Raw genomic sequence first — 25,897 nt, 5'->3', positions numbered from 1 at the left:
TCCACCGTACCGGGGCGACGCGGAGCCGTGATCACCCGACCGGGCGGCGGGCCGTCCTCACGGCCGACCGGCGGACCGTCCTCACGGCGGACCGGCCGGCTGGGCCCGGTTCGGGTCCCTACGGCCAGGCGCGCAGGGCGAGTTCGGCGGTCCGGGCCAGGTCGGCGGCGGTGGCGCCGTCCCGGGCCTGCTGCGACATGCCCTGGATGACCGTGCCGAAGTAGCCGGCCAGCGCGTGCGGGTCGGCGTCGGGCGGGAGTTCGCCGTCCGCCTGGGCCGTGCGCAGCCTGGTCTCGAAGGCGTGGAGGTTGCGGTTGCGCAGGTCGCGCAGGTGGGCCTGGACCTCGGCGTCCTGCGGGGAGACGTTGGTGGCGGCGCTGATCACCAGGCAGCCGGCCGGGTGCGAGGGGTCGGGGTAGATGGCCGCCGCCTCCCGCAGGATCCGGGCGAAGGCCGCGTACGCGCTGGTCTCCTCACGCAGGGCGGCCCCCGCGAACGCGCCGACGGGGGAGTGCCCGTAGTGGCGGACGACCTCCTCGAAGAGCGAGCGCTTGTCGCCGAACGCGGCGTAGAGGCTGCCGGGCCGGATGCCCATGGCGGTGGTCAGGTCGGTGACGGAGGTGGCCTCGTAGCCGCGCTCCCAGAACAGCCGGGTCGCCGCCGTCAGCGCCTCGTCCCGGTCGAAGGTCGGCGGTCGTCCGCGCCGGGGCCGCGTCGGGTTCTCGGTCATGCCGGAATTTTAGAACACCCGCTCAACAAGTGTGTTAGCTTCTTTCTTGAGTGAGCACTCAACAAATGTGGTGGGCGAAGCAGGAAGGGGCTCAGCCATGGGCACGCAGGCACTCAAGGGCAAGACCGCGCTGGTCACCGGGGGTAGCAGGGGGATCGGCCGGGCGATCGCCCGCAGGCTCGGCCGCGACGGCGCCACCGTCGCCGTCGGCTACGCCCGCGATCAGGAGGCGGCGGGCGAGGTCGTCGCGGGCATCCGTGCCGACGGCGGCCGGGCCTTCGCGCTGCACGCCGAACTCGGCCGGCACGGGGACGCGGCCGCGCTGTGGGAGGCGTTCGATGCCGGGATCGGCGCGCACGCGCCCGACGGCGGCGTCGACATCATCGTGAACAACGCCGGGATCGGGCGCAGTGCCGACCTCGCCGCGCTCACCGAGGAGGGCTTCGACGAGGTCTTCGCCGTCAACGTCCGCGCGCCGTTCTTCGTCGTCCAGCACGGCCTGCACCGGCTGCGCGACGGCGGCCGGATCATCAACGTCTCCAGTGGCGCGGCCCGCCTCGCCATGCCGGAGATCATCGCCTACGGCGCGACCAAGGGGGCGCTCGACACCTTCACCCTCAACCTCGCCAAGCAGCTCGGCCCGCGCGGGATCACCGCCAACTCGGTCGCGCCGGGTGTCGTCGACACCGACGTCAACGCCGGCTGGCTGCGTGGCAACGCGGAGGCGGAGGCCCATGCGGCCTCGCTCGCGGCCCTCGGCCGGGTCGGGCAGCCGGAGGACATCGCGGACATCGTCGCCTTCCTCGCCTCCGACGACGCCCGCTGGGTCACCGGCCGGGTCATCGACGCCACCGGGGGAGCGGGCCTGTAGGCGCGGTGCGTTCGGCGCGCGGGGGAGTTCGGGGAGGGGGCGGGGTAACAGATGACAGCTGACAGATGATGAAATCTGTCAGCTGTTATCTGTCGTCTGTTATCTGTTATCTGTTTGCCGTCAGTTGTCGGCCGGCGGCTGCGGGCCCGCTACGGCTGGACCCGCCCCGTCACCTCGCCGAACCCGATGACGGCGCCCTCCGGCCCCGGCGCGGTGGCGGTGATGGTGACCTCGTCGCCGTCCTCCAGGAACGTCCGGGTGGTGCCGTCCGGGAGCTTCAGCGGCTCCTCGCCGTTCCACGTCAGCTCGATCAGCGCGCCGCGGGTTTCCGGCTCCGGCCCGCTGACGGTGCCCGAGGCGAACAGGTCGCCGGTGCGCAGCGAGGCACCGTTGACCGTCATGTGGGTGAGCTGCTGCTGTGCCGTCCAGTACATCGAGGCGAACGGCGGCCGGGACACCAGGTGCCCGTTCAGCCGGACTTCCAGCGCCAGGTCCAGTCCCCACGGCTCGCCGTCGCGGTCGTCCAGGTACGCCAGCGGCTCGACGTCGCGCTCGGGCGGCGCGACCCGGGCGTGCTGCAGGGCGTCCAGCGGGACGATCCACGGGGAGACGGAGGTGGTGAAGGACTTGCCGAGGAACGGGCCGAGCGGCACGTACTCCCAGGCCTGGATGTCGCGTGCGGACCAGTCGTTGACCAGGCAGACGCCGAACACGTGCTCGCGGAAGTCGTCCAGGACGACCGGTCGGCCCAGCTCGGACGGGGTGCCGACGACGAAGCCGACCTCCGCCTCGATGTCCAGCCGCCGGGTCGGCCCGAACGACGGCGCCGGGTCGGCGGGCGCCTTGCGCTGCCCGTGGGGCCGCACCACCGGGGTGCCGGAGACGACCACCGTGCCGGCCCGCCCGTGGTAACCGATGGGCAGGTGCTTCCAGTTGGGGGTGAGCGGCTCCGAGCCCGGGCGGAAGATCCGGCCCAGGTTGGTGGCGTGGTGCTCGGAGGCGTAGAAGTCGACGTAGTCGGCGACCTCGAACGGCAGGTGCAGCTGGACCTCGCCCGCCGGCAGCAGCGCAGGCGACAGCGCCTCGCGGTAGGACTCGTCCGTCAGCCATCGGGTGAGGTCGGCCCGGACCTGCGTCCAGGTCGAACGCCCTGCCGCCAGCAGTGGGTTGAGCGAGTCCGCGGCCAGCAGCACGGACGGCGCCCCGGCGGCCCGGGCGGCCGCCGCGGCGTCCAGCACGAAGTCCCCGACGCGCACGCCGATCCGGCGCCGGCCGGGCTGGTCGGCGGCGGTGAACACGCCGTACGGCAGGTTGTGCACGCCGAACGGCGAGTCCTGGGCGCTGGCGAGCCAGCTGCGGGGGGTGGTGCTCAACGGTCCTCCTGGGGCTGTGACGTGGACGGCAGCAGGCCGAGCGCGGCCAGGTCGTCCAGGGGCTCGGCGATGCTGCACGTGCCGAACGCGGTGAACGAGTTCCGGATCACCGTGATCTGACGATCGGTCAGTACATGGGCGGCCTTGGCCAGCACCGAGCCGTCGCGCTCCGCCAGTACCGCCGCTGCTGCGGCCCGGTCGGTCTCCTGCGCGGCCAGCAGCACGTTGAGGAAACCGTGGTGCTCGAAGCCGGTGGCCGGGTCGGTGTGCCGGACGGCGTTGTGCAGTCCGGCGGTGCACTTGTACGGCAGCCCGCGCAGGGCGCAGCCGGTGAGGAAGGCGGCCAGCTCCTCCTCGTCCGGGAACGCCTCGGCCACCACCCCGCCGGTGCGGAACTTCGCCCGGTAGGGGCTGTCGACGAGCACGTCCAGCACCTCGTCCAGGCCGTCGCCGCGCAGGAGTTCGCGCGGCAGCTCGACGGCGGCCGGGACGTTCGGCGGCAGCAGCCGGTCCAGGGCGGCGACCGCCTCGGCGGCGTCCCGGACGGCGAGTTCGACGCCGGCCACCTCGAAGGGTGCGGCGGCGGCGAGCGCCGGGCCGAGCTCGGCACTGCCCCCCGGCAGTACGAGCCCGACCCTGAGCGGCGCGCCGCCCGAAGCCGCCGCGGCCAACTCGCCCAGCCGGCCCGCCCCGCACAGGAGCGGGCCGACCGCCTCGGCGTACCAGGCCGCGCGGTGCCCGCGGTGCGCGGGCACCGCCTCGGCGACCGGCAGGTTCCCCGGGGGGAACACCGCGGCGTCGTCGAAGAGCCCGTGGAACAGCTCGGGGATCGCCCCGGGGCCCGTCCGGTTGGTCACGGCGGACGAGGCGGCGCTCATCGCCCGGGCCCCCGACCGGCCCAGGTCCAGGCGTAGTTGCCGTCCTCGCCGGCCCGGCCGCCCTCGCCGAGCTCCAGCGGGCGGAACGTGTCCACCATGACGGCGAGTTCGTCGAAGAACTCCACACCGATGCTGCGCTCGTACGCGCCCGGCTGCGGCCCGTGGGTGTGCCCGCCGGGGTGCAGCGAGATCGAGCCCTGGCCGATGCCCGAGCCCTTGCGGGCCGCGTAGTCGCCGCCGCAGTAGAACATGACCTCGTCGCTGTCCACGTTGGCGTGGTAGTACGGCACCGGGATCGACAGCGGGTGGTAATCCACCTTGCGGGGAACGAAGTTGCAGATCACGAAGCCGTTGCCCTCGAACACCTGGTGGGCCGGCGGCGGCTGGTGGACCCGGCCGGTGATCGGTTCGAAGTCTCGGATGTTGAAGGCGTACGGGTACAGGCAGCCGTCCCAGCCGACCACGTCGAAGGGGTGGTGCGGCACGGTGTAGCGGGTGCCCGAGACACCGTTCGGGCCGCGGTGCTTGACCAGCACGTCGACGTCTCCGGAGGCGTCCCCGGCGGCATCCCCGTCGGCGTCGACGACCAGCGGGCCGACCGGGCCGCGGAAGTCCCGCTCGCAGTACGGCGCGTGCTCCAGCAGCTGCCCGTACTTGGAGAGGTAGCGCTTGGCCGGGGTGATGTGGCTGTTCGCCTCGATGCAGTACGCGCGCAGCGGTTCGTCCCCGGCCGGCACCCAGCGGTGGGTGGTGGCGCGCGGGATGATCACGTAGTCGCCCTGGCCGACCTCGATCGAGCCGAAGACCGTCTCGACCGTGCCGGAGCCGGACTCCACGTACACGCACTCGTCACCGAGCCCGTTGCGGTACAGCTCGCTCGGGGCCCCGGCGGCGACGTACGAGATCCGCACGTCGCCGTTGCCGAGGACCAGGCGGCGGCTGCCGACGACGTCCGCGGACTTCCATTCCTGGTCCGCGAACAGCTCGTGCAGCTTGAGGTGGCGGGGGAGCAGGGGGTGGTTGGGCACCGTGGACTGGTCCGGCAGCTCCCACGGCACCGCGTTCACGACGGCCGAGGGGATGCCCCGGTGGTAGAGCAGCGAGGAGTCCGACGAGAACCCCTCCTCGCCCATCAACTCCTCGTAGTACAGCCCGCCTTCGGGTGTGCGGTGCTGGGTGTGCCGCTTGGGCGGGATGCTGCCCAGCTGCCGGTAGTACGCCATCTCCCTGCTCCTCCTCGACCGTGCTCAGCCGACCGTCCTCACGGTACGCCCGACCGTGCTCAGAGTTCCCCGGTGCTCAGAGCTTCTCAGTACTCAGAGCTGCTCAGCACCCGGGGTTCCCCCGTGTTCAGGACTCCCCGTGCTCAGGGCTCCCCAGCACTCACAGGTTGCCGCGGGCGTCCTGCTCGCGCTCGATCGCCTCGAACAGCGCCTTGAAGTTGCCCTTGCCGAAGCCCAGCGAACCGTGCCGCTCGATGAACTCGTAGAAGACGGTGGGGCGGTCGCCGATCGGCTTGGTGAAGATCTGCAGCAGGTAGCCGTCCTCGTCGCGGTCGACCAGGATGCCGCGCGACTTCAGCTCGTTGATGTCCACCCGCACCTTGCCGATCCGGGCGCGCAGCTCCGGGTCGTCGTAGTACGAGTCGGGGGTGTTGAGGAACTCCACGCCGCGCGAGCGCAGCACGTCGACGGTGGTGAGGATGTCATTGGTGGCGAGCGCCATGTGCTGGCAGCCGGGGCCGGTGTAGAACTCCAGGTACTCGTCGATCTGCGACCGCTTCTTGGCGATGGCCGGCTCGTTGAGCGGGAACTTCACCCGGTGGTTGCCGCTGGCGACGACCTTGGACATCAGGGCGGAGTAGTCGGTGGCGATGTCGTCGCCGACGAACTCGGCCATGTTCACGAAGCCCATGACCCGGTTGTAGAACGAAACCCACTCGTCCATCCGGCCCAGCTCGACGTTGCCGACGGCGTGGTCGAGGGCCTGGAACAGGCGCTTGGGCGAGCCCTCCGGGTGCTGGACCTTGCTCTGCGCGGTGATGTACCCCGGCAGGTAGGGGCCGTGGTAGCGGGAGCGGTCGATCAGGGTGTGGCGGGTCTCGCCGTAGGTGGCGATGGCCGCGCGGCGCACGGTGCCGTTCTCGTCGGAGACGTCGTTCGGCTCCTCCAGGACGGTCGCGCCGGTGGCGCGGGCGTGCGCGATGCACTTGTCGACGTCCGGGACCTCCAGGGCCAGGTCGACGACGCCGTCGCCGTGGCGGCGGTGGTGGTCCAGCAGCGGGCTGTCCGGCAGCACCCCGCCCTTGATCACGAAGCGGCAGGAGCCGGAGCGGAGCACGAAGGCCTTGCGGTCACGACGGCCGGTCTCCGGGCCGGAGTAGGCGACCAGCTCCATGCCGAACACGGCCTGGTAGAACTGGGCCGTCTGGGTGGCGTTGCCGACCACGAAGACGACCGCGTCCTGCGCGGTGACGGGGAACGGGTCGGTGGCCGGGTCGTGCTCGACGAGGCCGACGAGGCGGCGCAGCTGGTCGGCGTCGAGGCCGGCCTCGCGCTCCTCGGGGGTCAGCTCAAGGGCGTGGGACTGCGGGGTCATCGGTCGTTCCTCCACTTTTGGCCTCGGCTCTGAGGCGTCCGCTTGAGGCGGCCGCGCCGCGAACGGGTGGGCGGTGCGGCTGGCGGAGAGCTTGCTCCTGTCCGGGTGGCTGGGCAACAGGTCGGGATTTCACTGTTCAATGTGTACAAGCTGATCAGGAAATCCCGCATTCGGCTGCGCAAAATGTGCTGCCGATCGGGGCCGGTTCACGGGGTCCGCGACACCGGCTCCTGGACGGTCCCGGGCGGGGCGAGGTGGCGCAGGAACCAGGCCCCGGCGAGCTCGGCGACCTGGTCCAACGTGCCCGGCTCCTCGAACAGATGGCCCGCACCCGGCACCACCGCCAGTTCGCTCACGCAGTGCAGCCGGGTCCGGGCCCGCCGGTTCAGGTCGATCACGGTGGTGTCCAGGCCGCCGACCACGAGCAGCGTCGGGGCGCTCACCCGGCCCAGGACGTCGGGACCGGCGAGGTCGGGGCGCCCGCCGCGGGAGACCACCGCGCCGACGGCGGGCCCGAGCGAGGTGGCGGTGTGCAGGGCGGCGGCGGTGTGCAGCGCGGCCGCGGCGCCGGTGCTGGCGCCGAAGAGGCCGAGCGGCAGGCCGCGGGCCTCCTCCAGCCGGCCCAGCTCCTCGGCGACGGCGGTCAGCCGGTCACCGAGCAGACCGACGTCGAACACCTTGCGGCGGTCCGGCTCCTCGGCCTCGGTGAGCAGGTCGAACAGCAGCGTGGCAAGCCCGGAGCGGTTCAGGTACCGGGCGACGTGCCGGTTGCGCGGGCTGCGCCGGCCGCTGCCGCTGCCGTGCGCGAAGAGCACGATGCCGCTCGGTGCGGCGGGGACGGTCAGCCGGCCGGCGAGGCGCACACCGGCGGCGCGCAGGACCAGCTCGCGGTCCACGCCCACCGGCCCTGGCGCGCGCCCGCCCGCGGCCTCGGCGAGCAGCCGCAGGACCTCCTCGTCGCCGGTCTGCGCGAAGTCCCCGTAGAACTCGCCGATTGAGAAGAACGGCGACGGCGTACCGACGCAGACCAGCTCGTCGGCGACCTCGGACAGGCGCTCCGTCCAGTCCGCCGGGGCCACCGGGACGGCGAGCACCACCCGGGCCGCGCCCCGGGCCCGGACGATCCGGCAGGCGGCCCGGGCGGTGGAGCCGGTGGCGACGCCGTCGTCCACCACGATCACCGTGCGGCCGCGCAGGTCGGCGGGCGGGCGGCCGCCCCGGTAGCGGCGGGCCCGGCGCTCCAACTCGGTGCGCTCGCGCCGTTCCACGGCGGCCAGCTGGTCGTCGCCGACCCCGGCCAGCCGGATGACCTGCTCGTTCAGCACCCGGACGCCGTCCTCGCCGATCGCCCCCATGCCCAGCTCGGGCTGGTAGGGCACGCCGAGCTTGCGGATCACGCAGATGTCCAGCGGAGCGCCGAGCGCGGCCGCCACCTCGGCGGCCACCGGAACCCCGCCCCTGGGCAGGGCCACCACCACGGTGTCGGCGCCGCACAGGTGGCCCACGCGGGCGGCCAGCCGCCGGCCCGCGTCGGTCCGGTCGGTGAAGTGGGTCCCGGTGCCGTGCATGACGCGCCCTCCGTGTTCCACGGTACGTCCGGGCGGCGTCGGGCGGGGCACCGAGGGCGCGGGCCTGGGGTGCGGGCCGGGGGGCCGAGGGGGCGGCCCGTATTCCCGGCCCGCACCCCCGGGCTCGTTCCTCGTTCTGCGCGGCGGCTACGGCCGCATCTCGTACGCGCCCGACAGCTCCTCGACCCGGGCCCACACGGCGGCGGCCCGCTCCGCGTTGGCGACCGGCCGGCGCACGTTCGCCAACGCCCAGGCGGCCTGCTCCGGGGTCGTCGAGGCCTTGCCGTGCAGCTCGGTCGCGTGCGCGGAGAAGTCGCGGACCAGCGCGTCGAAGATCTGGTCCAGGACGTCCTCGTCCAGGCCGGTCAGCTCCGCCTGCTCCAGCACCAGCTGGCCGTAGACGATCAGCGCGAACAGCTGGCCGATCTCCAGCAGGAAGTCCAGGTCCGCCTGCTGCTCCTTGCTCGGCGCGTAGCTGAGGAGCAACTCGCAGAAGCCGTCGGCCTGTTCGCGGAAGCGGGCGACGTTCGGCAGCTGGGTGTGGCGGTCGTACGCGGTGCGCCAGTCGTGGAAACGGATCGCGCCGAGGCCGCGGGCCGCACCCTGGCGGAAAAGGAAGGCGTCATCGGTGGCGTCCAGCCGGGTCGGCACCGGGGCGTAGTCGCTCGGGGCGAACAGGTAGTTGCCCATGAACTTGAGGATCAGCGCCAGGTTGACGTGGACGGTGCCCTCCAGCTTCGGCAGGCCGCGGATGTCCTTCGCCGCCTTGTCGAAGTAGGTGTCCGCCTCGAAGCCCTTGGCCGCGATGACGTCCCACATCAGGTCGATGACCTTCTCGCCCTCGGTGGTGACCTTCATCTTGGTCATCGGGTTGAACAGCAGGTAGCGGCGGTCCTCGGGGGAGGCGGTGCGGAAGTAGTCCACGGCCCGCGCGCTGAACATCTTCATCGCCACCAGGCGGGCGTACGCGTCGGTCAACTCCCGCCGCACGTGGGGGAAGTCGGTGACCTTCCGGCCGTACAGCACCCGGTTGTGGGCGTGCGTGACGGCCTCGTACATCGCGTGCTCGCAGATGCCGACCGAGGCCGTGCAGAGGTTGAACTTGCCGACGTTGACGGTGTTCAGCGCGGCGTCGAAGGCGGCCTGCCCGGTGTGCAGCACGTCCTCGGCGCGCACCGGATAGCCCTCCAGCCGGAACTCGCTGACGTACATCTGGGCATTCACGACGTTCTTGACCAGGTGGTACGCGTCGTGGCGGCTGTCGGCGGCGAAGAAGACGTAGCCCTCGGGGCCCTCGACATCGGAGCGGCGGCCGAACACCGAGACCAGGCCGGCCACGTTGCCGTTGCCGATGTAGTACTTGGAGCCGGTCGCGGTGAAACCGCCCTCGCCGTCCGGGGTGAGGATCATGTCGGTGGAGTAGATGTCGGCGCCGTGGGTGCGCTCGGAGAGCCCGAACGCCATGACATGACCCTCCGTCAGGAGCTTGGCGGCGCGGGCCCGGACGGCCTCGTTCTTGCTCTGCCAGACCGGCCCGAGGCCGAGGATGGTGACCTGCCAGGTGTACCAGTAGCCGAGGCCGTAGAAGCCCAGGATCTCGTTCAGCTCGGCGATCCGGGAGGTGTCCCAGCGCTTGCCCGGGTCGGCCGCGGACGGGGTCAGGAACTCCGCGAACAGGCCCTCCTCGGCGGCGAATTCGAGGAAGTCGGCGTACCAGGTGCGGTCGACGTAGGTGTCGATCAGCGCCTTCTTGCCGCGGGACTCGAACCAGTCCACGGTCGCGCGCAGCAGCCGGCGGGTCGGCTCGTCGAACTGCGCGGGGTCGTACGTACGCGGGTTGAAGAGCATCACGGGCTCCCGGGGGTCGAGGGTGAGGAGGCGGCGGGTGGGGGCTGGTGGGTGGTGGCTGGCGGGTGACAGCGAACAGCGAACAGCGAACAGATGACAACTGACAGATTTCAGATTTCAGCGTTCAGATTCTGTTATCTGTCACCCGTCATCTGTGACCCGTCACCCGTCACCCGCGGCGAGGCGGTGCAGGGTGGCGAGCACGTCGTCGAGCCAGGCGAGGGTCATCCGCTCGTACTCGATGCCGCCGCGCAGCACCACGTGCTGGAGCTCCTGCCGGGTGTCGAGCGCGGTGAGGTCGGGGAAGTCGCGCTGCTCGCCGTGCAGGTAGCGGGCGAGCAGGGCGGCGTGGCTCTCGCGGTGCCGTTCGACCTCGGAGATCAGCGCGGCCGGGTCGTCGAAGGCGGCGGCGCGGATCTTGACCGCGAGCTCGTGTCGGACGGACTCCGGCTCGACCGGTTCGCGCAGCCAGTCGGCGAGCACGGCCCGTCCGGCGTCGGCCGCCGAGTAGACCTTCTTGTCCGGCCGGCCGTCCTGGGCGACCTCCTCGGCGGCGACCCAGCCGTCGGCCTCCATCCGTCGCAGCACCTTGTAGATCTGCTGGTGGGTGGCGGTCCAGAAGCGTCCGATGGAGCGGTCGAAGCGCCGGGCCAGTTCGTAGCCCGAGCCCGGCTGCTCCAGCAGTGAGACGAGGATCGCGTGCTCCAGTGCCATGTCCCGCATCCTGCTATGCAACGAATTGCATAGGCAATGGGGGTCCGGAGTGGTGAGACGCAGGTCACCGGCGTGATCGGATGGTTATCGATCATTTGCGGCCAAAAGGCGCAAATCATCGGAGAAGCGCCAGAATGGGTACGGGGCAAGAGCCCTCCATGTTCCGAACCATAGGAGGTGGTATCGGTGTCTACCCAGATTCCGATGGGCATGGAGCATCACCCGGACATCGTCGAACTCCGGGAGCACTACGAGCGGATCACCTCGACCCCGCGCGCCCAGGCCACGGAGGCCCTGGCCGTGCTGGCCGGCCTGTTCCTGGCGGCATCGCCATGGATCGTCGGCTTCACCGCCTTCAACACGCTGACCGTGACCTGCCTGATCGTCGGCCTGGCCTACTGCGTGCTGATGGCGGGATACGGGTCGGCCTACGAGCGCACCCACGCGAGGGCCTGGGCGGCCACCGTGCTCGGCGCGTGGACGATCGTCTCTCCCTGGCTCGTCTCCGGATCGGCCGCGCAGGGCAGGAACATCGTCACCTGCGTCATCGTCGGTGCCGTGATGTTCCTGCTCGGTCTCGCGGCGATCTCGATGGCCACGATCACGGCGAACGGAGCAGCGATGCGGCTCGGCCGGGCCGGCCGCGCCAAGAGCTGACGTCACTGACAGTCCGCGTCCCGGGGCGTGGAGGGCCGAACCGTCCTCCGCGCCCCGGCGCACGTCGTCAGGGAGCCGCGGCCGTCACGGGTGGGTCGTTGGCCGTCATGGGCGGGTGGGTGGCCGTCACGGGCGGGTCATCCGCAGGACGTCCAGGGCCTCGTCGAGCTGTTCCCGGGTGAGCTTGCCCTGTTCCACGTAGCCGTGCTCCAGCACGACCTGTCGGATCGTCTTCCGTTCGGCCAGCGCCTGCTTGGCGACCTTCGCCGCCTCCTCGTACCCGAGGTAGCGGTTCAGCGGGGTGACCACCGAGGGGGAGGACTCCGCGTACTCCCGGGCCCGTTCGACGTTGGCGGTGATGCCGTCCACCGTCCGGTCCGCGAGCAGCCGGGCGCTGTTGGCGAGCAGCCTCACCGACTCCAGCACGTTGCGGGCGAGCACCGGGAGCATCACGTTCAGCTCGAAGTTGCCGCTCGCGCCGGCCAGGGTGACCGTCGCGTCGTTGCCGACCACCTGGGCGGCGACCATCAGCACCACCTCGGGGAGCACCGGGTTCACCTTGCCCGGCATGATCGACGAACCGGGTTGCAGGTCCGGCAGGTTGATCTCGCCGAGGCCGGTGCGCGGGCCCGAGCCCATCCACCGCAGGTCGTTCGCGATCTTCGTGAAGCCGACGGCCACCGTGCGCAGTTGCCCGCTCAGCTCGACCAGGGCGTCGCGGGCGCCCTGCGCCTCGAAGTGGTCCCGGGCCTCGGTCAGCGGCAGGCCGGTGGTGCGGGCGACCTCCTCGATCACCGCCGCCGGGAACCCCGGCGGGGTGTTGATCCCGGTGCCCACCGCCGTGCCACCGAGGGGCAGTTCGGCGACCCGGGGGAGCGTCGCCAGCAGCCGCTCCCGCCCGTGCCGCACCTGAGCGGCGTAGCCGCCGAACTCCTGGCCGAGGGTGACCGGCGTGGCGTCCATCAGGTGCGTCCGGCCCGACTTGACCACCTGCGCGAACTCGGCGGCCTTGCGTTCCAGCGCCTCCGCCAGGTGCTCCAGCGCCGGGATCAGGTCGTGCGTGACGGCGGCGGTGGCGGCGATGTGGATCGAGGACGGGAAGACGTCGTTGGACGACTGGCTGGCGTTCACGTGGTCGTTCGGGTGGACCGGGCGGCCCAGCCGCTCGGCGGCCAGGGTGGCGATCACCTCGTTGGCGTTCATGTTGGACGAGGTGCCCGAACCGGTCTGGAACACGTCCACCGGGAACTCGTCGTCCCACCGCCCTTCGGCGACCTCCTCGGCCGCCGCCGCGATCGCCGCCGCCGTGTCCTCGTCCAGGACGCCGAGACGGGCGTTCACCCGGGCCGCGGCGGCCTTGATCCCGGCCAGCGCGGCGATGTGCGCGCGCTCCAGCCGCTGGCCGGACACCGGGAAGTTCTCCACCGCCCGCTGCGTCTGCGCCTGCCACTTCGCGGCGGCCGGCACCCGGACCTCGCCCATCGAGTCGTGCTCGACGCGGTACTCCCGCTGGTTCTCCTGCTCGTCACCCATCACGCGCTGCACCTCCTGAACGGGCCGGTGGTCCGGCCCCGAGCGGTCTCCGATCACCACAGCCGCGCGCGGGCCCCGGGTATTTCCGCCCGGCCGCATCCGGTGTTGCAGCCCGGCCACGCTCGCCGTTCCGGCCCGGCCGCATCCACGGTTACGGCCGGGCCGCGCCCGTCGTTGCCGCCGGGTCCGCCCGGCCGCACCCGGTCGTTACCGTCGCGTCCGGTCGTTACCGCCGGGACAGCCCGGCCGCGCCCGTCGTTACCGCCGGGGCAGTTCGGCGCGGACCAGTTCGCCCGGCGCGGTGCCGGCCTGGGCGACCAGGGCGCCGCCCGGCGCCCAGAAGCCGGAGCCGCCCGAGGTCTGCGGCTGCTCGCCGCTCGCCCCGGCGGAAGTGGCCAGCACGGCCCACACCCCGTGGGTGGCGGCGCGGTCGCGGAGGTGCCCGTCCCGGCGGGCGGCCTGCGCGGGCCCCGCGCCGTACAGGGTGGAGGCGACGTAGGCGTCGATGCCGAGCGCGGCGGTCTCCTCGGCGTGCGCGGGATCGGCGGCGTCGGCGCAGATCGCGAGGCCGAACCGCAGGCCGTCCAGTTCCAGGACGGCGGGCCCGTGGCCGGGGGTGAACCGGTCGTGCTCGGCGCCGTGCAGCCGCGTCTTCCGGCACACGACGGCGGCGCCTTCACCGGTGACGGCCAGGGTGGCGATGGACTCGCCCCCGTCGGGCTCGGTGACCGGCGCGCCGACCAGGGCGGTCGTGCCGGTCGCGGCGCAGGCGGCGACCAGCGGGGCGAGGCGCGGATCGGCCGGGCCGAGCGCGGGTGCGGCCAGGTCGTAACCGGTCAGGGACAGCTCGGGGAACACCACCAGGCGCGCGGCGGCCTCCCGTACGGTCTGCGCGTGCCGTTCGACGTTCACGGCCACGGTGTCCGGGCGGCCGGCGTCGGCGCAGGCGGGCTGGGCGACGGCCACGGTGACGGTGGCAGTGGGGGCGGCGGTGGCGGTGGTGGCGGCGATCAGGGGTGCGGGCATGGCGGTGTCTCCGGGCACGAGGTGGAAAAGATCAACGTATGCGCAGGTCCGGGCGGTGGACAAGGGTTTCGCGTGGCAGCCGGGACGGAGCCGCCCGGGGCGGACGCACGCACCGCTCCGCGCTGCGCCCGGAGTGGCCGCGGCCCGGAACATGATCACCCGAATGGATGAATAGCTGCGTGGAGTGCTTCAAACTGCCGTACGCCACTTCGTACGCTCCTGCCCAGGCCGGATTCACACCGGCCCCACCCGGATCGCCGCTGCTCGGCATCACTGCTGCTGCTCGGCATCATCGCTGCGCGGCATCACCGCCGCTCGGCGCGGGTGACCGGCTAGTGGGGGCGGACTCATGACGACGACAGGGCGGGGCATGACCGGGGGCACGGAAGACCGCGGGGGGACGGACCCGGGGACGGAGTCGGGGACGGAGCCGAGGACGGCCCCGGACGCGGACACGGCCCCGGACGCGGACACGGACGCGGACGCGGGGAACGGGCGCGGGAAGGGCCGTGGAAACGCCAGGGGCGGCGGCCTCACCAGGCGGCAGATGCTCGGCGCCTCGGCCGCCCTGGGCGGCGCGGCCTGGCTGCTGCGCGGCACCATCGGCCCGGACAGCGCCGAGGCGGCCACCCCGGTGCCGCCCGGCCTGCCCGCCGGCACCGAGTTGTACCAGCGGGTCTTCCAGAACTGGTCCGGCGAGATCCGCACCGACCAGCTGTGGACCTGCGCGCCCCGCACGCCCGAGGAGGTGCCGGCGCTCGCCGACTGGGCGCACGCCAACGGCTGGCGCCTGCGCGCCACCGGCTACCGGCACACCTGGGCGCCGCTCACCGTCGCCAACGGGACCCCGGACAGCGCCCGCGTCCTGCTCGTGGACACCAGCCGCCACCTCACCGCGATGACCGCCGACTCGCCGACCACCGTCCGGGTCCAGACCGGCGCCACCATGGAGGACCTGCTCGCCCACCTGGCCGGCCGGGGCCTCGGCCTGACCGCGTGCCCGGCACCCGGCGAACTCACCGTCGGCGGGGTGCTCGCCATCGGCGGCCACGGCACCGCCGTACCCGCCGCCCACGAACTCCGGCCGGAGGGGCACGGCTACGGCTCGGTCAGCAACCAGGTCGTCCGGCTCACCGCCGTCGTCCTCGACCCGGCCACCGGCCGCTACACGCTGCGCACCTTCGAGCGCGCGGAGGCCGACAGCGCCGCCTTCCTGGTGCACCTGGGCCGCGCCTTCCTCACCGAGGTCGTGCTGCGGGCCGGCGCGGACCGGCCGCTGCGCTGCGTCAGCCGTCTCGACATCCCGGCCAGTGAACTGTTCGCCCGCCCCGGCACCGGAGGCGGCGGTGGGATCCTGGGCGGCGGGCTCCTGGGTGGCCTGCTCGGCGGTGGCGGCCCGCGCACCCTCGCCGACTTCGTCGAGCGCGACGGCCGGGTCGAGGCGATCTGGTTCGCCTACACCGAGTACCCCTGGCTGAAGACCTGGAGCGTCGCCCCGGCCAAGCCGCTGGGCTCCCTGCCCGTCGACCAGCCCTACAACTACCCCTTCTCGGACAGCATTCCGGAACCGGTCGCCCGGCTCGCCGGCCAGATCCTCGCCGGCGCCTGGGGATCGGCCCCGCTGTTCGGCCAACTCCAGTACCTGATCGCCAAGGTGGCGCTCACCGGTGACCTCACGGACGTCCTCCTCTCCGGCGGACTGCTGCGCGACCTGCTCAGCGGCGACCTGATCACCCACCTGCTCGCCGGTGGCCTGCGCTCCGACCTCTGGGGCCCGTCGCGCAGCCTGCTGCAGTACGTCCGACCCACCACCCTGCGGGTCACCGCCAACGGTTACGCGGTCCTCGCCAAGCGTGCCGACCTCCAGTGGGTGGTCAGCGAATTCGCCGCCTACTACCGGAAGTTGCTGGCCGACTACCAGGCCCGGGGGGAGTTCCCGGTGAACGGCGCGGTGGAGATCCGGGTCACCGGCGTGGACGACCCGACCTCCTCCGGCGTCCCCGGCGCGCGGCCGCCGCTGCTGTCCGCGCTGCGTCCTCGGGCGGACCGCCCGGAGTGGGACACCGCGATCTGGCTCGACGTCCTGGCCTTCCCCGGCACCCCGGGGCTGGAACGCTTCGCCCGCGACCTGGAGCAGTGGCTGCTGCGCACCTTCGACGGCACCCGGGCGGGCTTGCGGGTCGAGTGGTCCAAGGGCTGGGCGTACACCGCCGACGCGGCCTGGTCCGACCCGGACCTGCTCGGTCGGGTCATCCCCGCGAGCCTGCGCGATGGTGGCGGGCCGGGCTGGGACGAGGCGGTCGCCGTCCTGGACCGGCACGACCCGCACCGGGTGTTCGGAAACCCCTTCCTGGACGGGCTGTTGAAGTAGTGGAGCACATTTGACGGATCGTCAGATGTGCTCCATGACGATCACCGCGAGGGTGTCCGGCGCCAGGGCGCGGAAGACGTGCGGGGCATCGCCCGGGTAGCTCACGTAGTCGCCCGGGCCCAGCTCGACCGGGGCCTCCGTCGGCCCGGCCAGCGCCCGGCCCGAGCCGACCAGCACGTGCTCGACGGTGCCGGGCATGTGCGGGTCGGAGGCCCGGGTCTCGCCCGGCTGCGCCTCGATCCGGTAGATGTCGCGCCGGGCGTTCGGCGGGCAGGAGGACAGCACGGTCGCCGCGTAGTCGGCGCGCTCGGAGTGGGTCACCGGGCCCTCGCCGGCCCGGATCACCTTGACCGCCGGGCGCGGAGGGTCGACCAGGCGGCTGAACGGCACGTTCAGCGCGACGGCGAGGGCCCAGAGCGTCTCCACGCTCGGGTTGCCCGCGCCCGACTCCAGCTGGGAGAGCGTCGACTTGGCGATGCCCGCGCGTCGGGCCAGCTCCGCCATCGACAGCCCGCCGCGTTCGCGCTCGCGCCGGATGGAGACGGAGATCAGGCCGATCAGATCCGCGCCGGAACCCGCGCTCGGGGTGGTCCGGTCACTCATGCTTGCCACTCACGCTCTCTCCTGGTTCCTTCTCCGGCCCCCGTGCGGCTGGTGCCGTTCATGCTGCCACTCGTGAGGGCGGCTGTCCGCACCTGCCCGTCGTTCGCCCTGTCGGTCCAATCGTTCGCCTTGACGAACGACGGGCGATGGGTTCACGCTGGTGGACATGCGTTCGCTACTCCGAACACTGGAGCATGCCACCCTTCGGGACATCGCTCTCGTCTGCCTCGCCGACGCACTCGTCGGCGCCTCCTTCGGCGCGATCAGCGCCTCCGGCGGCCTGCCCCTGTGGGTGCCGGTCGCGCTCTCCGTCCTGGTCTTCGCGGGCGGCTCCCAGTTCGCGGCGGTCGGTGTGGTGCTGTCCGGTGGCGGTGCGCTCGCCGCCGTCGCCACCGGACTGGTGCTCAACGCCCGGCTGCTGCCCTTCGGCTTCGCCGTGGCCGACGTGCTCGACGGCCCGTGGTGGCGGCGGCTGTTCGGCGCGCAGCTGATCACCGACGAGACCGCCGCGTTCGTCCTGCGACAGGACGACGGGCGGCGGCGACGGGCCGCGTTCTGGCTCTGCGGACTGGCGTTGTTCGTGGTGTGGAACGTCTCGGTGGTGCTCGGGGCCCTGGCCGGAGGGCTGATCGGGGACACGGACGCGCTGGGCCTCGACGCGGCCTTCCCCGCCGTGCTGCTCGCGCTCGTGCTGCCCTCGCTCGCGGACCGCCGGGTCCGTACCGCCGCCGTGGCCGGCGCCGTCGTCGCGGTCGCGGCCACGCCGTTCGTCCCGGCGGGGCTGCCCGTCCTGCTCGCCCTCGTCGGGCTGTTGTTCGCCGGGAGGCCCGGAACGCGCGAGGGGCGTGACGGTCGCGAGGGTCGCGAGGTGCGGGAGGGGCGTGAGGTGCGGGAGCCGCAGAACTCGCTGCAGTTGCGGGAGCCGCAGGCGTCGCGGAATGGGGCGTCGGTCGAGGAACCGGGCGTCCCGGTGATCGAGCGGGAGGAAGCCCGATGATGCCGTTGTACGCCGTGCTGCTGCTGGCCGTCGGGACGTACGCCTTCCGCCTTGCCGGGCCGTTGCTCGGCCACCGGCTCGCCCTCTCGGAGCGCGTGCGGCACCTGCTCGCCGTCGCCGCGGCCGTCCTGCTGGTGGCGCTGGTCGCCACCGGTGCCCTCACCCAGGGCCAGGGCTTCGCCGGTTGGGCCCGTCCGGCCGGCGTCCTGGTCGCCGGTGTGCTCGCGCTGCGGCGGGCGCCGTTTCCGGCGGTGGTGGTCGCGGGCGCGGCGACGACGGCGCTGCTGCGGCTGTGCGGGGTGGGGTGAGCGGGGTGGGGTGAGCGGCGCGCCCGTCAGCCGCCCAGCGCCTTGAAGAAGATCGTCGTCGGGTGCGCGACCCCCGAGGGGTCGGTCGCGTAGTCCGGCACCGAACCGACCCGGGTCCACCCGGCCGCCTCGTACAGCCGTTCGGCCGGGCTGCCCGTCTCGGTGTCCAGCACCAGCAGCCGCAGCCCCAGCTCGGCCGCCCGCTCCTCCAGCACCGCCAGCAGTCGCCCGGCCAGCCGCTGCCCCCGGTCCGCCGGATGCACCATCAGCTTGGCGACCTCACCCCGGTGCCGCCCGTTCGCGGGCGCCGCCGGGCGCAGCTGGATCGTCCCGGCGAGCCGCCCGTCGGCCTGCGCCCGGACCGTCCACAGCAGCAGCCGCTCCGCCGCGACCTCCGGGGCGAGCGCCTGCCACCACGCGACGGCCTCGGCCCGCCCCAGCGGCGCGAGGAAGCCGAGCGACCCGCCACCGTGGACGGTGTCCACCAGCAGCCCGGCCAGTTCCTCCGCCGCGCCGTCCAGCTCCTCCGCCGTCACCTGACCGACCGCGTACGCCTCGCCCGCCATGTCGTCTTCCTCACTCGCTCGCGCCCGCCCGCCGCCCGGGTGGTTGCGCCATACTCGCCGGTACTGCGCCGAGACCGGGATCCCGTCGATATCCCGCCGACACTACAAGGAGCTTCGATGACGAAGCCGACCCGGATCGACCCGTCCGACCTGCTCGCCGTCGGCGACCTGCTCTCCGACGAGGAGCGGCTGATCCGCGACACCGTCCGGAGGTTCACCGAGGAGCGGATCCGCCCGCACATCGGCGACTGGTTCGAACGCGGCGCCTTCCCGGCCCGCGAACTCGCCCCCGAACTCGGCGCCCTCGGCGTGCTCGGCATGCACCTCGACGGCTACGGCTGCGCGGGCGCCGGCGCGGTGGCGTACGGGGTCGCCTGCATGGAGCTGGAGGCGGCCGACTCCGGGCTGCGCAGCTTCGTCTCGGTGCAGGGCTCGCTCGCGATGCGTTCGATCCACGCCTTCGGTTCCGAGGAGCAGAAGCAGCGCTGGCTGCCCGGCATGGCCGCGGGTGAGCTGATCGGCTGCTTCGCCCTCACCGAGCCGGACTTCGGCTCCGACCCGGCGAACATGCGGACCCGCGCGGTGCGCAAGGGCGGCGACTGGGTGCTCTCCGGCAGCAAGATGTGGATCACCAACGGCAGCATCGCCGACGTCGCCGTCGTCTGGGCGCAGACCGAGGAGGGCGTGCGCGGCTTCCTGGTCGAGCGCGGAGCGCGCGGCCTGACCGCCACCGACGTGCACGGCAAGCTCTCCCTGCGCGCCTCCGTCACGAGCGAACTCGCCTTCGACGAGGTGGTGCTGCCCGCCGACGCCGTCCTGCCGGGCGTCACCGGCCTGCGCGGACCGCTCTCCTCCCTCAACGAGGCCCGCTACGGCATCCTCTGGGGCACCGTCGGCGCCGCCCGCGACTGCTACACCGCCGCCCTCGACTACGCGAAGAGCCGGATCCAGTTCGACCGCCCGATCGCCGGATTCCAGCTCACCCAGCACAAGCTCGTCGAGATGATGCTGGAGGTGGAGAAGGCCTACCTGGTCGCCCTGCGGATCGGCCGGCTCAAGGAGGAGGGCGCGGCCCGCCCGCCGCACATCAGTTTCGGCAAGCTCAACAACGTCCGCACGGCGCTGGAGATCGCCCGCAGCGCCCGGACCGTCCTCGGGGCCAACGGCATCACCACCGAGTACCCGGTGCTGCGGCACGCCAACAACCTGGAGTCGGTGCTCACCTACGAGGGCACCAGCGAGATCCACACCCTGATCCTGGGCGAGGCCATCACGGGCGAGTCCGCCTACCACTGACGGGCCGTCCACCTCGGGAATTCCGGTGGCCGGGACCGTCGCGGCCCGGCTACCGTGCCCACCGTGAACAGCAAGCCCACCACGCCCGGCACCGCCCCGACCACCACCCTCTGGCGCCCCACCGGCCCCGAGGAGCTGGCCCTGGTCGAGGCGTCCGGCCGGCGCGCCTGGCCGCCCCGGCTGCCCGAGCAGCCGATCTTCTACCCCGTCCTCAACGAGGACTACGCGATCCGCATCGCCCGCGACTGGAACGTCCCCGCCTCCGGCGTCGGCTACGTCACCCGCTTCGAGGTCGACACCGCCTTCCTCGCCCGCTATCCGGTGCGGCAGGCGGGCGGCCGTACGATCCTCGAACTCTGGATCCCGGCCGAGGAGTTGCCGGAGCTCAACCGGAACATCGTCGGCCGCATCGAGGTCGTCCACGAGTTCCGCCCCCAGTCGTGACGCGCCCCGCCGCGCCGGGCCCCGCCGTGAGGCGCGCCGCCGCGCCGGGCCCGGGTGAGGTCCGCCCCGCCGCGCCGGGCCCGGTTGGTGCGCGCCCGGGTGAGGAAGGCCCGGGTGGGGCGCCCGCAACCGTGCCCCACCCGGCAGTGACGGCGCGCGAGGTGCGCACGGACCACGTGCTGCTCAGCTCCGCCCAGCGGACCAGCACCACCGCGCTGCTCACCCAGGCCGCCGCCCGGCGCGGCCTCGACACCGCCGTCCTGGACGGCCCGGCCACGGTCGAGCGCCTCGCGGGGCGGCCCGTCCACTGGTACGGCGGCCCGCTCTCCGCGGCCCGGATCGCCGGACCGCTCGGCCTCGCCCTGCTCGAACCCGACGACGACTGGCTCACCCGCCTGCCCGAGGAGTTCACCCGGCGCCGGATCGAGCTCACCACCCTCGCCGAGGCGTGGACGCTGCGCCGCCCGGCATTCGTCAAGCCACCCGCCGACAAGTCGCTCCCGCCCGCGGTCTACCCGGACGGCACCCGCCTGCCGCGCACCGGCGACCGGATCGGCCCCGACACGCCCGTCCTGGTCAGCGAGCCGGTGACCTTCGCCGCCGAGTACCGGCTGTTCGTCCGCGACGGCGAGGTGCTCACCGGCAGCCGCTACGCCCGCTTCGGCCGGCTCGACCCGGCACCGCTGACCGCCGAGGCCGGCGCCTTCGCCCGGCGCCTGCTCGCGGCAGTCGGCGACACCCTGCCCAGCGCCGTCGCCCTGGACGTCGGCCCGATCGCGGACCCGTACGACCCGGCCGAGCACTGGGCCGTCGTCGAGGCGAACCTGCCGTGGTTCGCGCACTGCTACGCAGCCGACCCGGACCGCGTCCTGGACGTCGTGCTGCGCGCCGCCGGACCGGTCTCCCAACTCGCCCAGGCCGACCGCCGATTCGTCCGTACGGCCGCCTGACACCCGGCGGACACCCCGCGTTCGGCGGGTGGACGCCGGGCGGTACGGCGGGAGGTGGAGCATGGCGCGGTCGGCGGCGCCCTCGGCGGGCGCGGCCGGATGTGTACGACCGAAAGGAACCCCGCCATGTCCGCTGCCCAGTGGCCCCGCCCCCGGGTGCTCGTCGTCGGGATCGACGGCGTCCGCCACGACTACCTGGAGCACGTGCCGATGCCGCGCCTCCAGGAACTCGCCGAGGCCGGGTTCCTGGTGCCGGTGACCGTCGCGGACACCACGCCCACCATGTCCGGGCCGTGCTGGGCCACCATCGTCACCGGCGTCGAGCCCGCCAAGCACGGTGTCTGGGGCAACCACCTCGGCGGCAACCGGCTCGACGTGTTCCCCGACTTCGCCACCCGGCTCGCCCGCGGCGACCGCCGCCGCACCTTCGTCGCGGCCGGCTGGGACCCGCTGATGATCAACGAGTCCGGCGGCCCGCTGTTCCGCGCCCCCGGCCGGCTCTCGTACATCGCCCCGACCGAGGACACCCCCGAAGCCTGGGAGGCCGTCGACGAGGAGGTCACCCGCGAGGCCGTCCACGTCCTGGGCACCGCCGACCCGGAAGCCTCCTTCGTCTACCTCGGCGCCGTCGACGAGACCGCCCACTTCCTCGGCTGCGGCGACGAGTACCGGGCGGCCATGCGCACCGCCGACGAACGCCTCGGCCGACTGCTCGACGCCGTCCGCGGCCGTGCCGACCACGCCGACGAGCAGTGGACCGTCATCGTCGTCACCGACCACGGCCACGTCGACGCCGGCGGCCACGGCGGCCGCACCGTCGAGGAGCGCACGGCCTGGGTCGCCTGCGCCGGGCACGGCATCCCGGCCGGCCCGCCCACCGGGGAGATCCGCCACCCGGACGTCGCCGCCCAGGTGTACGCCTCGCTGCTGCGCCCCATCGACCCGCACTGGACCCTCGACGGCCGGCCCTTCCCGGTCGCCCGGCCGGTGCCGGAGGCGGTGTCGGTACCGATCTGACCGGTGCTCTGATCGGCGGTCCGGCCGGTGCTCCGACCAGCGTTCCGACCAGCGTTCCGACCAGCGTTCCGACCAGTGATCCGACCAGCGGCCGGCACCGTTGCCGGCACCGGGCCCGACGACGACTCAGGGGCGCGCTGATGCATCCGGGTGCAGCAGGCCGGGCTGCGCCGGAGACCGGCTTGAGTGACGCTCGATCGAGGCCCGGGCGGCACTTGAAGACGGTGTGCCAGCCTGGGCGCCCCACCGTGTAACCCCGAGACCGGGTCGCTGGACATACCTCTGAAGGTGGAGACGGTACCCCGTGGGATGGAGACAAGATCGCGACCTCGTGGTGACGCTCCGGAGGCGCGGCACGGGCCACGATGGATACACCCGGACGGCAGACCTCGCCGACCGGACCGGAACCGGAGACGGAGAGGACAGGCGGGCATGAAGGGCATCGTGAGCAAGGTCGCACTGGGAGTCGCGGGCACCGGCATGGCCGTCGCCGTGGCCGCCGTGGCAATCGGCCCGAGGGTGTCCGATTGGTACGACGGACGCCACCAGGAGCAGGCCACCTACGACACCGGCAGCCAGGCCAAGGCCGAGCGCCGTTCGATGCCGACCTGGCTGCCCGACAACGCCTCCTCGGTGAAGTACCTGATGTCCACCACCGGCGACGACCGCCTGCTGCGCGCCACCCTTCCGGAAGGACGGCTGCCCGTCGGCTGCAGCACCGGCCTGCCCGGCAAGTCCGCGCACTCGGTGCCGCTGTCGCTCAAGGCCGGCTGGTTCCCCGAGGGCGTCGCGGCCAAGGCCAGTGGCACCTGCGGGCACTACAACGTGACGCTCACCGGCAACCAGCTCTACGCGTGGCAGGACGGCGCGGCGGTGCAGGCGGCCCTGCGCTCGGAGCGGCCCACCAAGCACTGAGCCGGGTGTCGTGTACTGAGCCGGGTGCCGTGCACCGAGCCGGGTGTCGTGCACCGCGCACGCCGTGAGGCTCCGAGTACGCCGCCAGGCTCCGATCGGCCCGCCGGGCACCGACAGGTGCGGGCGGGCCGTCGTCGTGCGCGAGTGCCGCCGGGGTGGCCGACGGTGGACCAGAGGGAGGACCCCCGCTGTCGGAAACGGCCTGGGCTGCGATAGGACGGGGCGTGGACAAACCCGTCCCGCCCCCGTCCCGTCCCCCGTTCCGTGAGGAGCCCCATGCCCGGCCCGACCGTCGGCCCTGCCGGCGACACGTCGACCGCTCCCTCCGCCGCCCCCACCACCGGCCAGTCCCGCCCCGGCCGGGCCACCATCGCCGTCCTGGGCGGCCTCGTGGCGCTCGGCCCGCTCACCACCGACCTCTACCTGCCAGGGCTGCCCGAGATCGCCGACGACCTGGTCGCCGAACCGGCCGCTGTCCAGCTCACCCTCACCTTCTCCATGTTCGGGGTCGCGGCCGGGCAGTTGCTCTTCGGACCGCTCAGCGACCGCTACGGCCGCCGCCCGCCGCTGCTCGCGGGGCTCGTCCTCTACACCCTGGCCAGCGTGGTGTGCGTGATCGCGCCGAGCCTGACGGTGCTGATCATCGCCCGCTTCATCCAGGGCGCGGCCGGATCCGCCGGGCTGGTCATCGGCCGGGCCGTCGCCCGGGACCGCTTCCAGGGCGTCGCGATGCTGCGGTTCCTGGCCTCCATCGCGCTGATATCCGGGCTGGCGCCGATCCTCGCCCCGATCGTCGGCGCGCAACTGATGCGGTTCACCTCGTGGCGCGGCACCTTCGGCGCGCTGACCGCGCTCGGGCTGCTCCTGACCCTGGCCGCCTTCGGGGCGCTGCGCGAGACGCTGCCGACGCAGGCCCGGGGCACCGGCGGGGTGGGCGCGGCGCTGCGCACGATGGGGCGGTTGCTGCGCAACCTGCCGTTCCTCGGGCTGGCGCTGACCAGCGCCTTCGCCTTCGGCGCGCTGTTCGGCTACATCAGCGGGTCGTCCACGGTGCTTCAGCACGTGTACCAGGTCTCGCCGCAGACCTACAGCCTGCTCTTCGGGGCGAACTCGCTGGCCATCGTCGTCATGACGCAGTTGAACGGACGGGTACTGGCGCGCCGCTTCGCTCCGCGGGGGCTGATGCTGGCCGGGCTGGCGACGGCGGTGGTCGCCGGGGTGGCGCTGGTGTTGCTGACGGCGGTCTGGGACTTCGGGCTGGTCGGGTTCTGCCCGCCGTTGTTCGTGATGATGGGCAGCATGGGTGTGGTCCTGCCGAACACGGCCGCGCAGGCGCTCAGTCTGGTCGAGCCGCGGGCGGCCGGGACGGCGTCGGCGCTGCTCGGCACCGGCAACTTCCTGTGCGGGGCGGTGGTCGCGCCGCTGAGCAGTCTCGGCGGCCGGCCGTCGGCGGTGCTGCTGGCGGTGGTCGTCCTGGCGAGCGGAGTGCTGGCGATGGCGGCGTACGTGACGCTGTGCCGGCCCGGGCGGACGAAGGCGGCGGAGGCCGAGGTGGTGGCGGGGAGCTGACGGCGGACGGCCGCCAGCCGGCGACGAACAGCGAACAGCGAACAGCGAACAGCGAACAGCGAACAGCGAACAACAAACAGATAACAGCTGACAGATAATGAAATCTGTCAGCTGTTATCTGTTATCCGTTTCCTGTTGACCGTCAGCCGTCAGCCATCAGCCGTCAAGCGCAGCTCAGGCGATCGAGAAGTCGTCGCCGAAGACGTTGCCCTGGCCGTACCAGCCGTGCAGGTACACGGTGACGGTGCCGGAGGCGCCGGTGGTGAAGGGGACGGTCAGCTTGGTCCAGCCGGAGGCGTTGGTCCAGGAGCTGGCGGTGGCGTCACCGCTGACGCCGAGGTACGCGTAGTTGCCCTGCACCCAACCACTCAGCGTGTAGCTGGTGTTGGCCTTCAGCGTGACGGTCTGCGAGCACTCGCCGGTCTGGCCGGCGGTCGCCGCCGCCTGGAGCGCGTAGGACCCGGAGTGGACCGGGGTGGAGACCACGGCGCCGCCGCTCTGGCAGGTCCACGGGGCGAGGCTGCCGGTCTCCAGGCCGCCGTTGACCAGGCCGGTGGGCGGCGGGGTCGTCCCGGTGACGGTCAGTGCGTACGTGGCGGTGTGGGTGCCGGACGGCCCGGTGGCGGTCACGGTGAGCGGGTAGCTGCCCGCCGTGGCGGCCGAGGTGGTGGCGATGTTGAGGGTGGCGCCGGTGCCGGCGGTGACGCTGCCGGGGGTGACGGTGGCGGTGACGCCGGCCGGGGCGCCGCTGACCGACAGGTTGAGGTTCTGCGCCGAGCCCGCCGTCACCGCCGTGGCGATGGCCGCGGACGTGGACGAACCGGCGGCCACGGTACCGGAGTTCGGGTTCACCGCGACCGAGAAGTCGTTGCCGGGCTGGGTGCCCGTGACGTTCAGGGTGAAGACGCCGGTGTGACTGCCGGAGGCCGCGCTGCCGGTGACCGTCAGCTGGTAAATCCCGGGCGCCACCGCCGAGGTGGTGGCGATGTTGAGGGTGGCGCCGGTGCCGGCGGTGACGCTGCCGGGGGTGACGGTGGCGGTGACGCCGGCCGGGGCGCCGCTGAC

General features: G+C 73.0%; 24 protein-coding genes. 11 read left to right on the top strand and 13 right to left on the bottom strand.

The features are described from left to right. Positions 1 to 118: 118 nt before the first annotated feature. A complete protein-coding gene (locus ACFWPI_RS04280) occupies positions 119 to 730 on the bottom strand; it encodes a TetR/AcrR family transcriptional regulator (protein WP_380369059.1) in 612 nt (203 codons plus the stop codon). A gap of 97 nt (positions 731 to 827) precedes the next feature. Here ACFWPI_RS04280 and ACFWPI_RS04275 point away from each other — a divergent pair, with 97 nt between their 5' ends. After that, positions 828 to 1,601, top strand: coding sequence for an SDR family oxidoreductase (locus tag ACFWPI_RS04275; RefSeq protein WP_380369061.1), 774 nt, complete (start codon positions 828 to 830; stop codon positions 1,599 to 1,601). Between the two features lie 149 nt (positions 1,602 to 1,750). Here the strand turns inward: ACFWPI_RS04275 and fahA are convergent, their stop codons facing one another. From fahA to ACFWPI_RS04240, 7 genes are all read right to left on the bottom strand, one after another. Then, entirely contained in the window at positions 1,751 to 2,974 is a 1,224-nt protein-coding gene (gene fahA, locus ACFWPI_RS04270) for a fumarylacetoacetase (protein WP_063349883.1), read from the bottom strand. Beyond that, positions 2,971 to 3,852, bottom strand: coding sequence for a hypothetical protein (locus tag ACFWPI_RS04265; protein ID WP_380369065.1), 882 nt, complete (start codon positions 3,850 to 3,852; stop codon positions 2,971 to 2,973). The genes fahA and ACFWPI_RS04265 overlap by 4 nt, the downstream gene beginning before the upstream one ends. Beyond that, positions 3,849 to 5,075, bottom strand: coding sequence for a homogentisate 1,2-dioxygenase (locus tag ACFWPI_RS04260; protein ID WP_063349885.1), 1,227 nt, complete (start codon positions 5,073 to 5,075; stop codon positions 3,849 to 3,851). The genes ACFWPI_RS04265 and ACFWPI_RS04260 overlap by 4 nt, the downstream gene beginning before the upstream one ends. Before the next feature lie 160 nt (positions 5,076 to 5,235). After that, positions 5,236 to 6,450 carry a 4-hydroxyphenylpyruvate dioxygenase gene (hppD, locus tag ACFWPI_RS04255; protein WP_063349886.1) on the bottom strand — a complete coding sequence of 405 codons (1,215 nt, stop codon included), beginning with the start codon at positions 6,448 to 6,450 and terminating at the stop codon, positions 5,236 to 5,238. A 206-nt stretch (positions 6,451 to 6,656) separates the two neighbouring features. Then, the gene (locus ACFWPI_RS04250; protein WP_380369070.1) at positions 6,657 to 8,018 is read right to left on the bottom strand and encodes a phosphoribosyltransferase family protein; all 1,362 of its coding nucleotides are present in this window, start codon (positions 8,016 to 8,018) and stop codon (positions 6,657 to 6,659) included. A gap of 147 nt (positions 8,019 to 8,165) precedes the next feature. Continuing rightward, positions 8,166 to 9,866 (bottom strand): acyl-CoA dehydrogenase family protein, encoded by a 1,701-nt coding sequence (locus ACFWPI_RS04245; RefSeq protein ID WP_380369072.1) that lies wholly within the window; start codon positions 9,864 to 9,866, stop codon positions 8,166 to 8,168. A gap of 162 nt (positions 9,867 to 10,028) precedes the next feature. After that, entirely contained in the window at positions 10,029 to 10,580 is a 552-nt protein-coding gene (locus ACFWPI_RS04240; RefSeq protein ID WP_380369075.1) for a PadR family transcriptional regulator, read from the bottom strand. A gap of 186 nt (positions 10,581 to 10,766) precedes the next feature. Between ACFWPI_RS04240 and ACFWPI_RS04235 the strand changes: the two genes are divergently transcribed. After that, a complete protein-coding gene (locus tag ACFWPI_RS04235; protein WP_380369078.1) occupies positions 10,767 to 11,237 on the top strand; it encodes an SPW repeat protein in 471 nt (156 codons plus the stop codon). Between the two features lie 126 nt (positions 11,238 to 11,363). Here the strand turns inward: ACFWPI_RS04235 and ACFWPI_RS04230 are convergent, their stop codons facing one another. Together ACFWPI_RS04230 and ACFWPI_RS04225 are read right to left on the bottom strand one after the other, a co-directional pair. Beyond that, positions 11,364 to 12,770 carry an aspartate ammonia-lyase gene (locus ACFWPI_RS04230; protein WP_063349891.1) on the bottom strand — a complete coding sequence of 469 codons (1,407 nt, stop codon included), beginning with the start codon at positions 12,768 to 12,770 and terminating at the stop codon, positions 11,364 to 11,366. Between the two features lie 258 nt (positions 12,771 to 13,028). Then, positions 13,029 to 13,796, bottom strand: a complete 768-nt coding sequence (locus tag ACFWPI_RS04225; RefSeq protein ID WP_380369082.1) for a carbon-nitrogen hydrolase family protein — start codon at positions 13,794 to 13,796, stop codon at positions 13,029 to 13,031. A gap of 547 nt (positions 13,797 to 14,343) precedes the next feature. On the opposite strand from ACFWPI_RS04225, the gene ACFWPI_RS04220 reads away from it, so the two are divergent. Beyond that, positions 14,344 to 16,167, top strand: a complete 1,824-nt coding sequence (locus ACFWPI_RS04220) for a cholesterol oxidase substrate-binding domain-containing protein (RefSeq protein ID WP_380369085.1) — start codon at positions 14,344 to 14,346, stop codon at positions 16,165 to 16,167. Between the two features lie 21 nt (positions 16,168 to 16,188). On the opposite strand, the gene ACFWPI_RS04215 is transcribed toward ACFWPI_RS04220, so the two are convergent. Next, positions 16,189 to 16,770 (bottom strand): helix-turn-helix domain-containing protein, encoded by a 582-nt coding sequence (locus ACFWPI_RS04215; RefSeq protein WP_363367331.1) that lies wholly within the window; start codon positions 16,768 to 16,770, stop codon positions 16,189 to 16,191. Positions 16,771 to 16,936: 166 nt separating this feature from the next. Between ACFWPI_RS04215 and ACFWPI_RS04210 the strand changes: the two genes are divergently transcribed. Together ACFWPI_RS04210 and ACFWPI_RS04205 are read left to right on the top strand one after the other, a co-directional pair. Beyond that, positions 16,937 to 17,767, top strand: a complete 831-nt coding sequence (locus tag ACFWPI_RS04210) for an AzlC family ABC transporter permease (protein ID WP_380369088.1) — start codon at positions 16,937 to 16,939, stop codon at positions 17,765 to 17,767. Then, positions 17,767 to 18,075 carry an AzlD domain-containing protein gene (locus ACFWPI_RS04205; RefSeq protein WP_063349896.1) on the top strand — a complete coding sequence of 103 codons (309 nt, stop codon included), beginning with the start codon at positions 17,767 to 17,769 and terminating at the stop codon, positions 18,073 to 18,075. Before ACFWPI_RS04210 ends, ACFWPI_RS04205 begins: the two co-directional genes overlap by 1 nt. Positions 18,076 to 18,101: 26 nt before the next feature. On the opposite strand, the gene ACFWPI_RS04200 is transcribed toward ACFWPI_RS04205, so the two are convergent. Next, the gene (locus ACFWPI_RS04200; protein ID WP_380369091.1) at positions 18,102 to 18,641 is read right to left on the bottom strand and encodes a GNAT family N-acetyltransferase; all 540 of its coding nucleotides are present in this window, start codon (positions 18,639 to 18,641) and stop codon (positions 18,102 to 18,104) included. Positions 18,642 to 18,758: 117 nt separating this feature from the next. Here ACFWPI_RS04200 and ACFWPI_RS04195 point away from each other — a divergent pair, with 117 nt between their 5' ends. The 6 genes from ACFWPI_RS04195 (at position 18,759) to ACFWPI_RS04170 (ending at position 24,832) form a co-directional block, all read left to right on the top strand. Further along, a complete protein-coding gene (locus tag ACFWPI_RS04195) occupies positions 18,759 to 19,937 on the top strand; it encodes an acyl-CoA dehydrogenase family protein (protein ID WP_380369094.1) in 1,179 nt (392 codons plus the stop codon). A gap of 63 nt (positions 19,938 to 20,000) precedes the next feature. Next, on the top strand, positions 20,001 to 20,381 hold the full coding sequence (locus ACFWPI_RS04190; RefSeq protein ID WP_380369097.1) for a hypothetical protein: 381 nt from the start codon (positions 20,001 to 20,003) through the stop codon (positions 20,379 to 20,381). Positions 20,382 to 20,542: 161 nt separating this feature from the next. Beyond that, positions 20,543 to 21,331, top strand: a complete 789-nt coding sequence (locus ACFWPI_RS04185; RefSeq protein ID WP_363366934.1) for an ATP-grasp domain-containing protein — start codon at positions 20,543 to 20,545, stop codon at positions 21,329 to 21,331. Positions 21,332 to 21,457: 126 nt separating this feature from the next. Continuing rightward, positions 21,458 to 22,348 (top strand): alkaline phosphatase family protein, encoded by an 891-nt coding sequence (locus ACFWPI_RS04180; protein ID WP_380369101.1) that lies wholly within the window; start codon positions 21,458 to 21,460, stop codon positions 22,346 to 22,348. A 432-nt stretch (positions 22,349 to 22,780) separates the two neighbouring features. Further along, the gene (locus ACFWPI_RS04175; RefSeq protein WP_063349900.1) at positions 22,781 to 23,263 is read left to right on the top strand and encodes a hypothetical protein; all 483 of its coding nucleotides are present in this window, start codon (positions 22,781 to 22,783) and stop codon (positions 23,261 to 23,263) included. Between the two features lie 276 nt (positions 23,264 to 23,539). Beyond that, positions 23,540 to 24,832 (top strand): multidrug effflux MFS transporter, encoded by a 1,293-nt coding sequence (locus ACFWPI_RS04170; protein WP_363366938.1) that lies wholly within the window; start codon positions 23,540 to 23,542, stop codon positions 24,830 to 24,832. A 174-nt stretch (positions 24,833 to 25,006) separates the two neighbouring features. Here the strand turns inward: ACFWPI_RS04170 and ACFWPI_RS04165 are convergent. Next, positions 25,007 to 25,897: carbohydrate binding domain-containing protein (locus tag ACFWPI_RS04165; RefSeq protein ID WP_380424569.1), on the bottom strand; the 891-nt coding region annotated here is incomplete at its 5' end.

Source organism: Kitasatospora sp. NPDC058492 (genome assembly GCF_042720685.1).
In the GTDB taxonomy this organism is placed as follows: domain Bacteria; phylum Actinomycetota; class Actinomycetes; order Streptomycetales; family Streptomycetaceae; genus Kitasatospora.
The sequence above is the reverse complement of the archived record's forward strand: the minus strand, read 5'-3'. Positions and strand labels throughout refer to the sequence as shown.

Bases quoted from the DNA above. Each gene is read 5' to 3' on its own strand.
- ACFWPI_RS04240 (WP_380369075.1), bottom strand. From the start codon at position 10,580: ATGGCACTGGAGCACGCGATCCTCGTCTCACTGCTGGAGCAGCCGGGC.
- ACFWPI_RS04215 (WP_363367331.1), bottom strand. From the start codon at position 16,770: ATGAGTGACCGGACCACCCCGAGCGCGGGTTCCGGCGCGGATCTGATC.
- ACFWPI_RS04260 (WP_063349885.1), bottom strand. From the start codon at position 5,075: ATGGCGTACTACCGGCAGCTGGGCAGCATCCCGCCCAAGCGGCACACC.
- ACFWPI_RS04230 (WP_063349891.1), bottom strand. From the start codon at position 12,770: ATGGGTGACGAGCAGGAGAACCAGCGGGAGTACCGCGTCGAGCACGAC.
- hppD (WP_063349886.1), bottom strand. From the start codon at position 6,450: ATGACCCCGCAGTCCCACGCCCTTGAGCTGACCCCCGAGGAGCGCGAG.
- ACFWPI_RS04275 (WP_380369061.1), top strand. From the start codon at position 828: ATGGGCACGCAGGCACTCAAGGGCAAGACCGCGCTGGTCACCGGGGGT.
- ACFWPI_RS04200 (WP_380369091.1), bottom strand. From the start codon at position 18,641: ATGGCGGGCGAGGCGTACGCGGTCGGTCAGGTGACGGCGGAGGAGCTG.
- ACFWPI_RS04205 (WP_063349896.1), top strand. From the start codon at position 17,767: ATGCCGTTGTACGCCGTGCTGCTGCTGGCCGTCGGGACGTACGCCTTC.
- ACFWPI_RS04175 (WP_063349900.1), top strand. From the start codon at position 22,781: ATGAAGGGCATCGTGAGCAAGGTCGCACTGGGAGTCGCGGGCACCGGC.
- ACFWPI_RS04245 (WP_380369072.1), bottom strand. From the start codon at position 9,866: ATGCTCTTCAACCCGCGTACGTACGACCCCGCGCAGTTCGACGAGCCG.
- ACFWPI_RS04220 (WP_380369085.1), top strand. From the start codon at position 14,344: ATGCTCGGCGCCTCGGCCGCCCTGGGCGGCGCGGCCTGGCTGCTGCGC.
- ACFWPI_RS04195 (WP_380369094.1), top strand. From the start codon at position 18,759: ATGACGAAGCCGACCCGGATCGACCCGTCCGACCTGCTCGCCGTCGGC.
- ACFWPI_RS04170 (WP_363366938.1), top strand. From the start codon at position 23,540: ATGCCCGGCCCGACCGTCGGCCCTGCCGGCGACACGTCGACCGCTCCC.
- ACFWPI_RS04280 (WP_380369059.1), bottom strand. From the start codon at position 730: ATGACCGAGAACCCGACGCGGCCCCGGCGCGGACGACCGCCGACCTTC.
- ACFWPI_RS04180 (WP_380369101.1), top strand. From the start codon at position 21,458: ATGTCCGCTGCCCAGTGGCCCCGCCCCCGGGTGCTCGTCGTCGGGATC.
- ACFWPI_RS04265 (WP_380369065.1), bottom strand. From the start codon at position 3,852: ATGAGCGCCGCCTCGTCCGCCGTGACCAACCGGACGGGCCCCGGGGCG.
- ACFWPI_RS04210 (WP_380369088.1), top strand. From the start codon at position 16,937: ATGCGTTCGCTACTCCGAACACTGGAGCATGCCACCCTTCGGGACATC.
- ACFWPI_RS04250 (WP_380369070.1), bottom strand. From the start codon at position 8,018: ATGCACGGCACCGGGACCCACTTCACCGACCGGACCGACGCGGGCCGG.
- ACFWPI_RS04225 (WP_380369082.1), bottom strand. From the start codon at position 13,796: ATGCCCGCACCCCTGATCGCCGCCACCACCGCCACCGCCGCCCCCACT.